Source organism: Pseudomonas weihenstephanensis, from assembly GCF_016812185.1.
Taxonomy (GTDB): Bacteria; Pseudomonadota; Gammaproteobacteria; order Pseudomonadales; family Pseudomonadaceae; genus Aquipseudomonas; species Aquipseudomonas weihenstephanensis.
In genome coordinates, this window is sequence record NZ_JAAEBV010000003.1 from 370,684 (window position 1) to 385,958 (window position 15,275).

Consider the following 15,275-nt stretch of genomic DNA (forward strand, 5'->3'; position numbering starts at 1 on the left):
GCGCCGTCAGCGCTCTTTGCGCATTGCAAACACGCTGGTCAATACAATCGCGGCGCCCAGCAGAACCCCGGCCGTGACCGTGCTGCCCAGCAACAAGGCCGCCATCAGCATGGCGACCGGCGGTACGAGGTACATCACGCCCACCGCACGGCTGACGTCGGTATGCGCCAGCACATAGGCCCAAAACAGATAAGCCAACGCACTGGGAAATACCCCCAGCACCAACACGGCTGCATTGACGCGTAACGGTGCATTAATCACTGCCTGGCCAAGCCCCGGCCAATACACACCCAGCAGCAAGGTCCCGGCCCAAATGGTGTAGCACACGATAGTCAAGGGACTGTAGCGGCTGGAGTAGTGTTTTTGCAGGGTGAAATACACACTCCACGACAGCGCCGCGAGCAAGATCAGCAACCCTTGAGGCTTAAAGCTACCCAGCCCCTTGTCCCCCCAAATGACCACCAGAGCGCCCACAAGCCCCACGCCCACCCAACACCAACGCCACGCGCTGACAGACTCTTTGAGCCAGAGCGCGGCAATCAGGGTGCTGAAAATGGGCGTTGACTGCGCCAGCACACTGGATGCTCCGGGGCTGACCCAGCGCTGCCCCATGTTTAACGCCACATGATGAAAAACAATGGCGAACAACCCCAGCAGCAATAGCCAGGGAATGTCCACCCACCGCGGCAGCCTGATGCCTATAAACAACGCGACAACGCCCATGAACAACGAAGCGACCAAAAACCTCAGCAAAGCCAGATGCCCGGGGCTGTAACTTTGTAAACCGATATGGATACCTATCGGTGAATAGGCCCAACACAGCACCACTGCCCCCGCGGCGGCGGCAATCCTGATCGACGGCGAACACCTCAAGCGCGGGCCGCCGTCATCGATGAGGCAGACATGGCAAGTGCCATGCCATTCCAATAATTTTCGGTGATCGACAGAAAACGATTAAAACCAACGGTCAAACCTTCCAGGTCTTGTTCAGTGCAACATTCAAGGGCGGCGGCTTTAACGGCTTGAACTTTGTGCTCTTTTTCAGCCTCGCCAATATGAACATGAAAGTATTCGCACTGTTCATGAAACTCATCATTGTGTTTATACAAGTGCTGATAATTACGCGCGCCCTCGTACAAGCGCGTCAACATGGAATACGCCAACCACTCTTGCGCCAACAAGGCACCCAATACATAACTGTCGGGACGCCCCAGCCCGTGCGGCGCATATAACGCCTCCTGCTCTTCAATAAATAACTGTGTGGAGGGCAATACCGGCACGGCTTCAAGTTCGGCCAATGAATAAGGGCGCTTGGCCAAACGGCTCAACACGTCCAGCAAGTAACTGCGTAACAGCACGCTGTGCACCTTGTGCACGTCACCCCCGCCCAGTTCCGAATAGAGGTTTTTAACAATCTCGACCCTCGCGGGCAAGGTGTTGGCGCGCAACAGTGACAGCGCCACCATCGTGGCGGTGCGGCGAGTTCTGGCCCAGAAGTTACAGGCAAATATTTCAACCTCATCAAAGCCCATGCGTTCATTGAGCCAGCGTTGATAAAACGCATTATTCAGTGCGCCATGGGTAAACACGGTGCGCGCCAACGCCTCGACTTTTGTTGTGGTGATGTTCATATTGTCCTCGCTTACACAGCCGTTATCTTTTAACGCGCCAACGCACAGTGTCGTCAGCGCCAGTGTGTGCAGAACTCAAATTCTGTCAGGCATGCGTTGACCCACAAGTGATAGATAGCGAGTTCTGAATTCTTCAGGAGTGAACCTTGGAATTAAACCAGCTCAGGATGATCAAGGCCGTGGCAGAGTGCGGCAGTATTGCGCTGGCCGCCCAGCAACTGCACTGCGTTCCGTCCAACATCACCACGCGCATCAAACAGCTGGAAAGTGAACTGGGCACGGCGCTGTTTACCCGTGCCGGACGCGGTTTATGCATCAGCCCCGCCGGCGAGTTATTCCTTGGCTATTGCGAACGCATTTTGTCGCTGGTTGATCAAGCCAAACGTGCGGTCAAGCCCGATGCCATTCCCAATGGCAAGCTACGCATTGGCGCCATTGAATCTTGCGCGACAGGCCGCCTGCCGCCCCTACTGGCCGAATACCATCAACGATACGCCGACGTCACGCTGGAACTGATCACCGGGCAATGGCCGCAATTGCTTGATGACATTCAGCATCACCGCCTTGATGCCGCGATTGTGGCCATCGACGTTCAACATCCAAAACTCCACACCTGTGCGCTGTACCGCGAACCCTTGGTACTGATAACCGGCCCCAACCACCCCCCCTTGCCTGACTTGCAAGCTATCAGCCAGCAAACGGTGTTCATGTGGCCACCAGGCTGCCCCTATCGCGCAACGCTGGAGCACTGGCTCAACGATAACGGCTTGCACATCAACCGCGTTGACTACGCCAACTGGGGCAGCATTATCGGGTGTGTGGGCGCAGGCGCCGGGCTGGCGATCGTCCCCGAGGGCGTCCTTGAGCGATTTGGCGCAGGGGCTGCGCTCAGTGCCTACCGCTTCACTGAGCTGCCCGCGGTGCAAAACGTATTGGTCTGGCATAACGAAACCGGCTGCCACACGGCACGGGACGCTTTCGCCGCACTGCTGGCCGAGCACTTCGCGCAGACCCAATAACGACCAGCGGACCGTTCCAAATAAGCAGCATTCTCAACAACCCGCTTGTTTTGGGCTTTTTCCATAAAAAGCCCCACTCCCATTAGTCCCAAAGCCCTGCAATGGATTAAAGTAACGCCCCCAGCCCCGGCGTAACGTTTACGCCGTCGGTGTCCTTTTCAGGAACAGTCATCGATGGAACATCGTGAAGCGCTGCTTGCGCTGCGAACCTTTCTTTCCACGCAGATTCTCGGTCAGGAAAAACTGATCGACCGGCTGCTGATCGCCTTGCTGGCTGACGGCCACATGCTGGTCGAAGGCGCGCCCGGCCTGGCCAAAACCAAGGCCATCAAAGAGCTGGCAGAAGGCATCGAAGCACAGTTCCATCGCATCCAGTTCACCCCTGACCTGTTGCCTGCCGACATCACGGGCACCGAGATCTATCGTCCCGAAACCGGCAGCTTCGTATTTCAGCAAGGCCCCATCTTCCACAACCTGGTGCTGGCGGACGAAATCAACCGTGCCCCGGCCAAGGTGCAGTCGGCCCTGCTGGAGGCCATGGCTGAACGTCAGGTCAGCGTCGGGCGCAGCACCTACGAGCTGTCACCGTTGTTTTTGGTGATGGCCACGCAAAACCCGATTGAGCAGGAAGGCACCTACCCACTGCCAGAAGCGCAGCTCGACCGGTTCCTGATGCACGTCAAAATCGGCTTCCCGGACGCCGCTGTCGAGCGGCGCATCTTGCAGCAGGCGCGGGGCGAAGCCTTGAACGGCGAAACCAAACCCGAGCGCCGGGTCAGTCAGCAAGCCATTTTTGCTGCGCGCAAGGAAATCCTCGGCCTGTACATGGCGGATGCGGTGGAGGAATACCTGGTGCAGTTGATCATGGCCACTCGCACCCCCGGTAAGTTTGACCCTGAAATGGCCGACTGGATCGCTTACGGCGCCAGCCCGCGCGGCTCCATTGCGCTGGATCGCTGCGCGCGTGCCCACGCCTGGCTGGCCGGGCGTGACTTCGTCAGCCCTGAAGACATCCAGGCCGTACTGTTCGACGTACTGCGCCACCGCATCATCCTGTCGTTTGAAGCCGAGGCGGCCGGTATTGACCAAGACCGCGTGGTACAGCGCATCCTCGACGTCGTTGCCGTTGCCTGACTGATGAACAACCCCCTGCCCGCCGAACCCGGCATTCGCGTCACCCTCGCCGAATTGATCGAGATGCGCCACCGGGTGCGCGAAGTGCAACTGTTTGCCTCCCCCAGCCAGCGCAGCCCGCTGGTGGGGTTGCACCACTCAAAACTGCGCGGTCGCGGCGTCGACTTCGATCAAGTGCGGGTGTATCAGGCCGGGGACGATGTGCGCACCATCGACTGGCGCGTGACAGCCCGCACCCAAGAACCCCACACCAAAATGTTCCATGAAGAGCGAGAACGCCCGATCTTCATCCTGGCCGAACAAAGCCGGCGATTATTTTTTGGCTCCGGCCTGATGTTCAAATCAGTGCTGGCCGCACAAGCCGCCAGCTTGATCGGCTGGGCTGCATTGGGCCATAACGACCGTGTGGGCGGGCTGGTATTTGGCGACCACGAGCACTATGAAATCAAACCCCGGCGCAACAAGCAGAGCTTGCTGCAACTGCTGAATCGCCTGGTACGGGTCAACCAGTCATTGCACACCGAAGTTCAATCAGACCGCGATGCACTGGGCATGGCGTTGATCCGCGCCCGCGAAGTGCTGCGCCCCGGCAGTCTGGTGATTGTGATCTGTGACGAGCGGGCACTCACCGATGCAGCCGAACAACAACTGAGCCTGTTGGCTCGCCATTGCGACCTGATGCTGTTGCCGTTGTCCGACCCGCTGGACCATGCCCTGCCCGCCGCCGGACTGCTGCGCTTTGCCGAGCGCGGTGCACAACTTGAACTGGACACCCTCAACTACGATTTACGTCAAGCGTACCGTGCTCAGGCCGAAGCCCGAATTGCGCGCTGGGAACTGCTCGCGCAAAAGCTTAGGGTCATGCTCATGCCCCTGAGCACGCAAAGCGAAATGATCGAGCAACTGCGCGAGTACCTGAATGCCAAGCGCCCCGGCAAAACCCTATGAAAGAACTCGAACAGCTACAGCCTCTGATCCTGCCTCCTGCGATTGGCTTTTGGCCTCCCGCCCCCGGCTGGTGGCTGCTGCTCATTGTGGCGCCCGCGCTGTGCTGGACCGTGTGGTGGTTGCGTCGCTACTTGCCTGCCAAACGCCCGTCAAGCCGCGCCGAGCAGCCTCTGGACCCGGTGCGCCTGGCAGCCCTTGAGGAACTGGCACGCTTGCCCAAGCCATACGATGGCGCACCCGCAGGCGCCTGGCTGCAACAGCTCAACGGCCTGCTCAAACGTCTGTGCCGCAATCACTATCCTTACAGCCAAAGCCATACGCTCAACGGCCGTAAATGGCTGGCATTTCTAGACAACCGCTGCCCCGCTGCCGGGCTGACGCGCTGGATGGTGCTGGTAGAAGGCGCTTACAAACCCGAATGCAAGCTCGATGACAAAGCCATCGCCGGGCTCAATCAGGCCGTTGAAACCTGGATTCGCAAACATGTTTGAGTTCGCCTGGCCGTGGCTGTTCGCCTTGCTCCCGTTACCTTGGCTGATGCGGGTTTTGCTGCCGGCTGCTGACAGTGGCGAGGCGGCGCTCAAGGTCAGCTTCCTCAGTGATCTTGAAGAACTGGCACGACGCAAAGCGCGCCCCAACTTGCCTTCCTGGCGTCAACAAACCCCGTTTATCGTGTTGTGGTTACTGCTGCTGAGCGCAGCAGCGCGCCCGCAATGGTTGGGCGAGCCCTTACCCATTGCGGCCAGTGGTCGTGATTTATTGGTCGCCGTGGATGTGTCCGGCTCAATGGATTTCCCGGACATGCAATGGAACGACGAAGACGTGACACGCCTTGACCTGGTGAAAAGCCTGCTTGGGGACTTCCTGGAAAACCGTGAAGGTGATCGCGTAGGTCTGATCCTGTTTGGCAGTCAGGCGTATCTTCAAGCGCCTCTGACGTTCGATCGACACACCGTGCGTACATGGCTCGACGAGGCGCGAATCGGCATTGCCGGTAAAAACACGGCGATCGGCGACGCGATTGGCTTGGCCTTAAAACGCCTGCGTCAGCGCCCGGCGCAAAGCCGCGTGCTGATTCTGGTGACCGATGGCGCCAACAATGGCGGGCAAATCGACCCGCTCACCGCCGCGCGACTGGCGGGGGAAGAAGGGGTCAAAATCTACCCGATCGGCATCGGCGCCGACCCTGAAGAAAACAGCGCCCAGGGCCTGTTCGGGATCAATCCGGGGGTCGACCTGGATGAGCCAGCACTGCAAGAAATCGCCACCTTGACCGGTGGCCAATACTTTCGCGCCCGCGATGGCAAAGAACTGGCGGCGATCAAAGACACCCTCGACCAACTTGAACCCGTCGCCCAACAACCCACACAAGCGCGCCCCGCGCAGGCGCTCTACAGCTGGCCACTGGCTGGCGCCCTGCTGCTCAGCGCGCTGCTGGTCATCCGCGAGCTGTGGCCCAATACCTTGATGCAACGCTGGCTGAGCAAGGAGCACTTTCTGCAACCCCCTCCTGACTGGCGTGAACGTCTCAAGCGACTGCGCTTGCGGAGGCGTCGATGAGCGCGCTCTGGCCGCACTGGTTTCGCCCCGAATGGCTACTGGCCCTGCCGCTGCTCGGCTGGCTGCTGTGGAAGCTGTGGCACCGTCAAAAACGCGCGGGCCGCTGGCAGATGATTCTGCCCGCAGCGTTCCAACGCGTGCTGCTGAGCGGCGGCAATGGCCGCGACAGCAAACTGCCCTGGATCGCCCTCGGTCTGGCCTGGCTGCTGGCCCTGCTGGCTTTGCTCGGGCCCAGTTGGCAGCGGGTGGAGCAATCCACGCAGAAACCCGCCGACCCGCTGGTGGTGATGCTCGAACTGACCCCCGACATGCTGGCGACCGACAGCTCGCCCAATCGTCTGGAACAAGCGCGGCGCAAGCTCTACGACCTGCTGCAAAGCCGCAACGACGCGCAAACCGCGGTCATTGTCTACGCCGGTAGCGCCCACACGCTGGTGCCCTTGTCGGACGACCTGGCCACCAGCCGCAATCTGCTCGAAGCCCTGAAACCCTCGATCATGCCGCAACCGGGTCATCGCGCCGATCTCGCGGTGGTCAAAGCGCTTGAATTACTCAATCAGGGTGCGCTGGGTCAGGGCCGCTTATTGCTGATTGGCTCATCCCTCAGCGAGCAGGAACGTGAAGGCATCCGCCAGGCACTGGGCAGCCACACCGCGCAACTACTGATGCTCGGCGTCGGCAGCCGCGAAGGCGCGCCAGTGGTCGACGAAAACGGGCAGTTGCTCAAGGACAATCAGGGCGCGATCCTCCTGCCGCGCCTCGACAGTCCCGGCCTGCGCGCGTTTGCGATGGATGTCGGCGGGCGCTACCGCCAGGTCCGGCTGGATGACAACGACCTGCGCGGGCTTGGCCTGCTGGACGGCCCGCAGCACCTGCGCGACAACGGCCAGACCCAACGCCTGGATACGTGGGCCGACCAAGGTTACTGGCTACTCCTGCCCCTGTTGCTGCTGGCTGCCTGTGCCGGTCGCCGCGGCTGGCTGTTCTGTCTGCCGTTGTTGTTTATGCTGCCGCAGCCCGGCTATGCCTTCAGTTTCACCGACCTGTGGTTGCGCGCAGACCAACAGGGCCAGCGCCTGCTGGAGCAGAAAAAACCCCTGCAAGCCGTCGAACACTTCAAAGACCCTATGTGGCAAGGGTTAGCGTTGTATCAGGCAGGTGACTACGCTGCGGCTGCCTTACGCTTTGCTGAAGTCAACAGTGCCAGCGCCCACTACAATCGTGGCAACGCACTGGCCATGAGTGGCGAGCTGGAAGCCGCCATCGACGCCTACGAACAAGCGCTGGAGTTACAACCCGATGTGTCAGCCGCCGCGCAAAACAAGGCGTTGATCGAATCATTGCTGGCACAAAAACACGACGTGCCTCCCGTCACGCCCGAAAAAGAACCCGAACCCGGCGTCGAGCCACCCGCATCCGACACCGCGGTCAGCAGCAACACCGCAAGCAACGCCGGGGCGGCGGTGAAAAACCAGCAAGAGGACGTGCCTGCCGGTGAGGCCAACCTGCACGAGGTCACCCCCTCTGAGGGCACACCGGCCGCGTCTGGCCCGCCCGGCACCGAACCCGACACCGGGCCAGCCCCGGCTGTGACGCCGTCAATAGACGAAGAACACCGTCAGGCGCTTGAGCAATGGCTTAAACAGATCCCCGACAACCCCGGTGAACTGTTGCGACGCAAATTTTGGTACGAACAGCAGCAACATCAGGACACGCCCCAATGAACCGCCTTTGCGCCCTTTTACTTTTGCTGTGTTGTTCGGCCCTGCCTGCCTACGCCGCGGGGCTGGTCGCCCGTGTTGATCGCGACCAACTCAATTCGGGTGAAACCGTCGAGCTGACACTGGAGTCCACCGACGCCACGCTGTTTGGCAAACCCGACCTTTCCCCCCTCAACGCGCTGTTTGAGGTGCGTGGTACGCGGCAAGTCAATCAACTGACCCACCTCAGTGACACCAACAAAGCCAATACCCGCTGGATCATCACCCTGCAGCCCAAGCAAACCGGCACGGTGATCATTCCCCCGCTGCAAGTGGGCGATTACCGCAGCCAGCCCATCAGCCTGAATGTCACGCAAAGTGAGACCAGTGAAGCGCAACTGGCCCCGGTTTTTATCGAGTCCAGCCTCGACCAGCCGAGCGTATACGTCCAGGCGCAAGCCATTTTGACCTTGCGCATTTATCACTCGGTGGCGCTGTATGACGACAGCAGCCTCACGCCCTTGCACCTGAGCGATGCCCTTGTCGAGCAACTGGGCGAGTCGCGCACCTACGAAAAACTCATCAATGGCGTGCGCCATGGCGTGATCGAAACCCGATACGGTATCTACCCGCAGCACAGCGGTGAGCTAAATATCCCGGCCCAAACCTTCAGCGCCACGCAAGTCGACAGCCAACAATCGACCGCTCCCGCCCCGCTTGGGCCAAAGCCCGGAAAACTGGTGCACGTCACCTCTTCCGACATTCCGCTGAACGTCAAGCCCAAGCCAGAGGACTACCCGACCAACGCGGCCTGGTTGCCGGCGCGCAGCCTCAGCGTCAGCGAAACCTGGAACCCCGAGCCAGACCATTGCAGGGTCGGTGACTCGCTGACGCGCACCTTGACGCTAAAAGCCGAAGGTCTGTCCAGTGCACAATTGCCTGCGCTGACCACCACCGACGTCAACGGCTTACGGCGCTACCCCGACCTGCCACAACTGAGCAATCAAGTCACTGAAAACGGCCTGATCGGCAGCCGCGAAGAGCGCGAAGCACTGGTGCCCACCCGCGTGGGCCAGGTTGAATTGCCCGCCGTCGAAGTGGTGTGGTGGAACACCCACGAAGACCGGCTAGAGCGCAGCTATCTACCGGCGCGCACCTTGCAAGTCGCGGCAAACCCGGAGCTTGCCGTCGATACCCCCAGCCATAACACCCCGCAGACCTTGAGCGATGACTCTCCGTTGTGGCTATGGCAGCTCAGCACCCTGGTGTTGGCCAGCACCACGTTGATCGGCTTTGGGCTTTGGTGGCGTGCCCGCCGGCAACCGGCCATTTTGCGCGCGGCGCAAACCGGGCCAAGCCCGCGCACGTTACTGGATGACCTCAAACGCGCGTGCCTGGCCAATGACCCGCAGGCAACCCGTCAGGCATTGGATGCCTGGGCACGCCAACAACCCGAGACACTGGCCGACATGGCCGCGCGTTTTGTGCTGTTGAGTGATGCGCTGGACGGCCTCAATGGCGCGCTCTACAGCGAAACCGGCCAGCACTGGCAAGGCGAAGAACTGTGGAAAGCGATTCGCAGCATTCCTGCGACCGAACGCGAACAGGACCTGGCCAGCGAGCCGAGCAGCCTGCCGCCGCTTTACCCCAAATAATTTCAAGGTGTGGTCAATACCGCTGACCCCCTTTTCTAACCGGATTCTGTTATGCGCCTGTTTCACACTTCCGACTGGCACCTGGGGCAAAACCTCCACGGCCAGGAACGCGACTTCGAACACGCCTGCTTTCTCAATTGGCTATTGGCCCAACTGGCCAGCGAGCAGCCCGATGTGCTGCTGATTGCCGGCGACATCTTCGACACCGTCAACCCGCCGGTCAAAGCGCAAGAGCGCCTCTACGACTTCATTGTCAGCGCCCACGAACAACAACCCAAGCTGACCATCGTGATGATCGCCGGCAATCACGACTCCGGCTCGCGCATCGAGCTGCCCGCGCCCTTGATGCGGCGCCTGCGCACTCACGCGCTTGGCCGGGTGCTCTGGCTCGATGAGGGTCAACTCGACGCTGAGCGCCTGCTGATTCCTTTGCCCGATGCGAGCGGCAAAATCGCCGCGTGGTGCCTGGCATTGCCCTTTTTGAGGCCCGCCGAAGTCACGGGCGCACACTTGGGCGACGATTATCTGCGGGGCATTGGCCAAGTCCATGAATGGCTGATCGAGGCGGCCAACGCCAAACGCGTCCCTGGCCAAGCGCTGATCGCCATTAGCCACGCTCACATGGCCGGGGGGTCGGTGTCTGAAGATTCAGAGCGCAGCCTGATTATCGGCAATGCCGAAGCCTTGCCCGCCAGCCTGTTCGGCCCGAGCATCAGTTACGTGGCGCTTGGCCATTTGCACAAGCCGCAACGGGTCAACGCTGAAGAACGCATTCGCTACTGCGGCTCACCCATCCCCCTGTCCTTTTCGGAAATCAGCTACGCGCATCAGATTCTTGACGTGACACTGGACGGCGAAACACTGGTCAGCGTCGAACCACGGCTGATCCCGCGCGCCGTTAACCTGCAACGCATCGGTCCGGCAGCGCTGGCCGAGATTCTTACCCATGCAAGCCAATTGCCTGAAGTTGACCTGCTGGCCGACACACAGCGTCAGCCGTGGCTTGAAGTGCGCGTGGTGCTTGATGAACCGCAGCCCGATCTGCGCCAGCAAATCGAAACCGCGCTGCAAGGCAAAGCCGTGCGTCTGGTTCGCATCAGTGCCGAATACGCAGGCAGCGGCAGCCGCGCCAACGATGACGACAGTACGCGTCTGGTCGAGCTTGACCAACTGACCCCACAAGAGCTGTTCAGCCGCGCCTGGCAAGACCATTACGCCAGCCAGGCCTGCGAACAAACGCTCAAGGACTTTGCCGTGCTCTTGCAAGAAGTCCAGCTGGAGGGCGAACAACCATGAAAATCCTCGCCATCCGCCTGAAAAACCTGGCCTCGCTGGCCGGTCCCTTTGAGCTGGACTTCACCGCCGAACCTTTGGCCAGTGCAGGCCTGTTCGCCATCACCGGCCCCACGGGCGCTGGTAAAAGCACCTTGCTCGACGCGCTGTGCCTGGCCTTGTTTGGTGCCGTACCGCGCCTGAACAACACCGGCCGCGATGCCAAAGTGCCCGATCTCGATGGCGAAATCGCCACTGGCGACCCGCGTACCTTACTGCGCCGGGGCACGGGCGAAGGGTATGCCGAAGTGGATTTTATCGGCATCGACGGGCGTCGCTATCGCGCCCGCTGGGAGGCCAACCGCGCCCGCGAAAAGGCCACGGGCAAACTGCAAGCCAGTCGTCAAAGCTTGCGTGACCTGGACAGCGACCAGTTGCTGGCCAGTCAAAAAGGCGATTACAAAGTTCAGCTCGAAGCGCGACTGGGCTTGAACTTCGAGCAGTTCACACGCGCCGTGATGCTGGCGCAGAGCGAGTTCAGCGCCTTCCTTAAAGCGGACGACAACGAACGCAGTGAACTGCTGGAAAAACTCACTGATACCGCGCTCTACACCCGCCTGGGCAAACGTGCTTTCGACAAGGCCAAAGAGGCCAAAGAGGTGCATAAGCAGCTTGAGGATCAGGCGGTCGGGATCACCCCGCTGGCGCCTGAGGCGCGCGCCGAACTGGATAAACAGTTCAATCACTCGCAACAACAGCTCAAGGCCCGGCAACAACAGCTCAAGCAACTGGAGCAGCAGCACGCGTGGCTGGCCACCTTGCGCGAGCTGCGCGATCAGCAACAGAGCGCAGCCGAGCAACTGCAACAGGCACAAACCCAATGGGCGGCCCAAGACGAGCCGCGCCAGACCCTTGACCTGCTGGAGCAATTGGCGCCGCAACGCCATCAGTTCGCGCGGTTGGCAGCGCTGGACACACAACTCGGCCCAATGGCTGAGCACATGGCCGCGCAGGAACACCTGCACGCGACGCTTCACACACAGCAGTTGCAGCTTGAACAGACCCTAGACAGCGCACGCCTGGCGGCCAGCCAGGCGCAAACCCAGCAACAGGACAGCGCGCCGCGACTCAAACAGGCGCATGTGGAACAGGCCAACCTTCAGCGACTCAACGCAGAACTGGACAAACAGCGCACCCTTGCACAACAAGCCGAACAAGCCTGTGAAACCGGCCAACAGGCCTTGAATACGCTGCTCGAGCGCCATCAGCACAGCACCGAACAGCTGGCCCTGATTGCGCAACAGCTTGAGCACAGCGCTGAGCTGGCGCCTCTGGCCAATGCGTGGGATGCGTATCGCCCCCGTTTGCAACAGTTAGTGCGTTTAAGCAATACCCTGAGCACCGGCCGCCAGGAGCTGCCCGCCCTTGAGCAACGCGCCTTGCAGGCCGCGCAACAGCTCACGCAACGGCGTGACAGCCTGGAGATTCTGTTCCAGGAAGCCGTGGCCGAGCCGCAGGCGCTCAACGAACAAATCCACACACTGGGCAGCCTGCTCAAAGACAATCGCCAGCAACAGCGCGACGTCGAAGACTTACAGCGCTTGTGCCACAGCCAGCAGGCGTTGGATGCCCGTTTGCAGGCACTTCAGACCAAGTTGCAAGCCTTGCAAACCGAACGCGAGCAACGGATCGAACAAGGCACGGAGACCAAAAAACACTACGAGAGCGCCGAGCAGGCGCTGCATATCACCCGCCAACTGCTTGAGCGCCAGCGCCTGGCCCGCACTGCCAGCGTCGAAGAACTGCGCGAACAGTTGCAAGATGATCAGCCGTGCCCGGTATGTGGCAGCCACGAACACCCCTATCACCAGCCCCAAGCGCTGTTGCAGAGCCTGACACGTCACGATGAAGAGGAAGAAGCCAAAGCCCGTGAAGCTGTGGAGGTACTCAAAAAAACCCTTGATCAACTGCGCGACAACGTCAGTGGTTTGAATGCCCAATTGCGCGAATTGCGCCTGCAACATCAACAGCTGGTTGACGACCAGCAGGCCCTCGCGCCCAGCCTTGAACAGCACCCGCACTACCCGCAATGGCAGGCGCAACTGCCAGCCAGGCGCGAACCTTGGCTGACCCAGCGTCTTGAACAGTTGCAGTACCGCATCACCCAAGACGAGCAGCGCCAAAACGCCCTGCTCACCTTGCAAAAAGACGCCGCTCAACTGCAACACGAGATCCAGCGCCATAGCGAAGCCAGCCAACAGGCGGCGCAACAATTGGCCGAACAGCAATTACACCTCAAGGCGGACGCCCAGCGCCTTGACGAGGAACTGACGGCGTTTAGCAGCCTGCTGCCTGCACAGGTGTTTGCTGCTCTGCGCGACGACAGCGCCGCCTGCTTTATGCGCCTCGATCAACAGATTGCCGAACGCCTTGCCCAATGCGAGCAACTGCGCGAAGAACAGGCAGAAAACACGGACCGCAACCAGAAGATCGAACGCGAAACCGACCAGCAGGCCAATCGCCTCAAACAACGGGACGCTCTGCAACACAACGTGGCTGAAGTCACGGCGCAGCAACACGCCAGCGCACATACCCTGCAAAACCTGCTGGGTGAGCACGCCAGTGTCCACCTCTGGCAAGAGCAGCTTGATCACGCCGTCGAGCAGGCTCGCGCCAGCCACACGCACGCCAGTGAGGCGCTGCATGACACAAACCGCCAACTCATCCAGCTGGCGGCGCAAATCAAGGCGCAACACGAGCGCTTGCACGCGCTGCAACACGAGCACGCCACGTTGAGCGCGCAGGTCACGCAATGGCGTGCGGCGCACAGCGACGTCGACGACGCACGCCTGGACCAGTTACTGGCGTATGACGACCCTCGGGTTCGCGCGCTGCGTCAAGCCATACAACACAGCGAAAAAGCACTGGAACAAGCCCGTGTACTGATACAAGAACGCGAGCAGCGTCTCAATCAGCATCAAGCCCAGGCCAATGGCAACCTGGACGCTGACGCCCTGAACGTGGCATTGAACGAATTGAATACGCAACTGGCTGCCAGCGAACAACTGAGCGCGCAATTACGCGCGCAACAGGCAGAGGATGAACGTCGTCAGCTCGCCAATCAGGCGCTGACGCAACGTACCGCTCAGGCCTATGTGCAATGGCAGCGCTGGGCACGCCTCAACGACCTGATTGGTTCAAGCACCGGCGACAAGTTCCGCAAAATTGCCCAAGCCTACAACCTCGACCTGTTGGTGCATCACGCCAACGCGCAACTGCGCCAACTGGTGCGCCGCTATCGCCTTAAGCGCGGGGGGAGCATGCTCGGCCTGCTGGTGATGGACACAGAGATGGGCGACGAACTGCGCTCAGTGCATTCGTTATCGGGGGGCGAGACCTTCCTCGTGTCTTTGGCGCTGGCATTAGGGTTAGCCTCGATGGCATCGAGCACACTGAAAATTGAATCGCTGTTTATCGACGAAGGGTTTGGCAGTCTCGACCCCGAATCACTGCAATTGGCGATGGACGCGCTGGATGGTTTGCAAGCCCAAGGCCGCAAAGTGGGGGTTATTTCCCACGTTCAGGAAATGCACGAACGTATTCCGGTGCAGATCCAAGTGCTGCGCCAAGGCAATGGGTTAAGCACGGTGCAGGTCAAATGACCGAAAACCTGCTGTATTCCTTCCGGCGCTGCCCCTACGCCATGCGCGCACGCATGGCCATGCGCTACAGCGGTGTACCGCTGACGATCGTTGAAGTGAGCTTAAAAGCCAAGCCTGCGCAGATGCTCGCCCTCTCGCCCAAAGGCACCGTGCCGGTATTGGTGTGCGCCGACGGACGCGTGATTGAGCAAAGCCTGGACATCATGCATTGGGCGCTGGCCCAGCATGACCCGGACCAGTGGTTGCAACCCGCGCAGCCCTTGGTCAGCCAACTGATCGAAGCCAACGACACACAGTTCAAGGTGTGGCTGGACCGTTACAAATACGCCATCCGCTATCCAGAACACTCGATGGAACATTACCGGGCACAAGGCGCTGCATTTTTGCAGCACCTGGAGGCACTGCTTGAGCACAACGACTACCTGGCAGGCCCCACCCTGTCGTTGGCCGATGTGGCGCTGGCGCCGTTCATACGCCAGTTCGCCCATGTGGACCGCGAGTGGTTTGCGCATGCACCCTATCCAAAACTTAAGGACTGGCTGGAACGTTTTATAGCGTCAGCGCTGTTTACCGGCGTGATGGCTAAAACCTGAAACACGTCCCCACAGCCTCTAGGCGCCGCCGAAGGCTGCGAGCTTTTCAGGATCAAAAGATCGCAGCCTGCGCCAACGCCTGCGCGCAGTGCTGCTGGCAT

The 15,275-nt window shown here is 60.4% G+C and carries 12 protein-coding genes; 10 read left to right on the plus strand and 2 right to left on the minus strand.

Going from position 1 to position 15,275, the window contains the following annotated elements; genetic code table 11:
• Nucleotides 1-6 precede the first annotated feature (6 nt).
• Together GYN01_RS12595 and GYN01_RS12600 are read right to left on the minus strand one after the other, a co-directional pair.
• A complete protein-coding gene (locus tag GYN01_RS12595) occupies nucleotides 7-873 on the minus strand; it encodes a DMT family transporter (RefSeq protein ID WP_203307236.1) in 867 nt (288 codons plus the stop codon).
• Complete coding sequence (locus GYN01_RS12600) at nucleotides 870-1,631, minus strand: iron-containing redox enzyme family protein (protein ID WP_048401881.1); 762 nt, start codon at nucleotides 1,629-1,631, stop codon at nucleotides 870-872. The genes GYN01_RS12595 and GYN01_RS12600 overlap by 4 nt, the downstream gene beginning before the upstream one ends.
• Nucleotides 1,632-1,777: 146 nt before the next feature.
• On the opposite strand from GYN01_RS12600, the gene GYN01_RS12605 reads away from it, so the two are divergent.
• The 10 genes from GYN01_RS12605 (at nucleotide 1,778) to GYN01_RS12650 (ending at nucleotide 15,174) form a co-directional block, all read left to right on the plus strand.
• A complete protein-coding gene (locus GYN01_RS12605) occupies nucleotides 1,778-2,650 on the plus strand; it encodes a LysR family transcriptional regulator (protein WP_048364978.1) in 873 nt (290 codons plus the stop codon).
• A gap of 174 nt (nucleotides 2,651-2,824) precedes the next feature.
• Entirely contained in the window at nucleotides 2,825-3,784 is a 960-nt protein-coding gene (locus GYN01_RS12610) for an AAA family ATPase (RefSeq protein ID WP_048364979.1), read from the plus strand.
• A 3-nt stretch (nucleotides 3,785-3,787) separates the two neighbouring features.
• Nucleotides 3,788-4,732: a DUF58 domain-containing protein gene (locus GYN01_RS12615; RefSeq protein WP_048364980.1), complete on the plus strand. Its 945-nt coding sequence runs from the start codon at nucleotides 3,788-3,790 to the stop codon at nucleotides 4,730-4,732.
• On the plus strand, nucleotides 4,729-5,223 hold the full coding sequence (locus tag GYN01_RS12620; RefSeq protein ID WP_048364981.1) for a DUF4381 domain-containing protein: 495 nt from the start codon (nucleotides 4,729-4,731) through the stop codon (nucleotides 5,221-5,223). Before GYN01_RS12615 ends, GYN01_RS12620 begins: the two co-directional genes overlap by 4 nt.
• Entirely contained in the window at nucleotides 5,216-6,292 is a 1,077-nt protein-coding gene (locus GYN01_RS12625) for a vWA domain-containing protein (protein ID WP_048364982.1), read from the plus strand. Before GYN01_RS12620 ends, GYN01_RS12625 begins: the two co-directional genes overlap by 8 nt.
• Nucleotides 6,289-8,016: a tetratricopeptide repeat protein gene (locus GYN01_RS12630; RefSeq protein WP_203307237.1), complete on the plus strand. Its 1,728-nt coding sequence runs from the start codon at nucleotides 6,289-6,291 to the stop codon at nucleotides 8,014-8,016. Before GYN01_RS12625 ends, GYN01_RS12630 begins: the two co-directional genes overlap by 4 nt.
• Nucleotides 8,013-9,647: a BatD family protein gene (locus GYN01_RS12635; protein ID WP_203307238.1), complete on the plus strand. Its 1,635-nt coding sequence runs from the start codon at nucleotides 8,013-8,015 to the stop codon at nucleotides 9,645-9,647. The genes GYN01_RS12630 and GYN01_RS12635 overlap by 4 nt, the downstream gene beginning before the upstream one ends.
• 51 nt (nucleotides 9,648-9,698) lie before the next feature.
• Nucleotides 9,699-10,943 (plus strand): exonuclease SbcCD subunit D C-terminal domain-containing protein, encoded by a 1,245-nt coding sequence (locus GYN01_RS12640; protein ID WP_048364985.1) that lies wholly within the window; start codon nucleotides 9,699-9,701, stop codon nucleotides 10,941-10,943.
• A complete protein-coding gene (locus GYN01_RS12645; RefSeq protein ID WP_203307239.1) occupies nucleotides 10,940-14,581 on the plus strand; it encodes an AAA family ATPase in 3,642 nt (1,213 codons plus the stop codon). The genes GYN01_RS12640 and GYN01_RS12645 overlap by 4 nt, the downstream gene beginning before the upstream one ends.
• Nucleotides 14,578-15,174, plus strand: a complete 597-nt coding sequence (locus GYN01_RS12650; protein WP_048401872.1) for a glutathione S-transferase — start codon at nucleotides 14,578-14,580, stop codon at nucleotides 15,172-15,174. The genes GYN01_RS12645 and GYN01_RS12650 overlap by 4 nt, the downstream gene beginning before the upstream one ends.
• Nucleotides 15,175-15,275: the final 101 nt, after the last annotated feature.

Excerpts from the sequence above, each read along its gene's own strand:
- GYN01_RS12640 (WP_048364985.1), top strand. The coding sequence starts at position 9,699 with ATGCGCCTGTTTCACACTTCCGACTGGCACCTGGGGCAAAACCTCCAC.
- GYN01_RS12615 (WP_048364980.1), top strand. The coding sequence starts at position 3,788 with ATGAACAACCCCCTGCCCGCCGAACCCGGCATTCGCGTCACCCTCGCC.
- GYN01_RS12630 (WP_203307237.1), top strand. The coding sequence starts at position 6,289 with ATGAGCGCGCTCTGGCCGCACTGGTTTCGCCCCGAATGGCTACTGGCC.
- GYN01_RS12610 (WP_048364979.1), top strand. The coding sequence starts at position 2,825 with ATGGAACATCGTGAAGCGCTGCTTGCGCTGCGAACCTTTCTTTCCACG.
- GYN01_RS12645 (WP_203307239.1), top strand. The coding sequence starts at position 10,940 with ATGAAAATCCTCGCCATCCGCCTGAAAAACCTGGCCTCGCTGGCCGGT.
- GYN01_RS12620 (WP_048364981.1), top strand. The coding sequence starts at position 4,729 with ATGAAAGAACTCGAACAGCTACAGCCTCTGATCCTGCCTCCTGCGATT.
- GYN01_RS12600 (WP_048401881.1), bottom strand. The coding sequence starts at position 1,631 with ATGAACATCACCACAACAAAAGTCGAGGCGTTGGCGCGCACCGTGTTT.
- GYN01_RS12650 (WP_048401872.1), top strand. The coding sequence starts at position 14,578 with ATGACCGAAAACCTGCTGTATTCCTTCCGGCGCTGCCCCTACGCCATG.
- GYN01_RS12635 (WP_203307238.1), top strand. The coding sequence starts at position 8,013 with ATGAACCGCCTTTGCGCCCTTTTACTTTTGCTGTGTTGTTCGGCCCTG.
- GYN01_RS12625 (WP_048364982.1), top strand. The coding sequence starts at position 5,216 with ATGTTTGAGTTCGCCTGGCCGTGGCTGTTCGCCTTGCTCCCGTTACCT.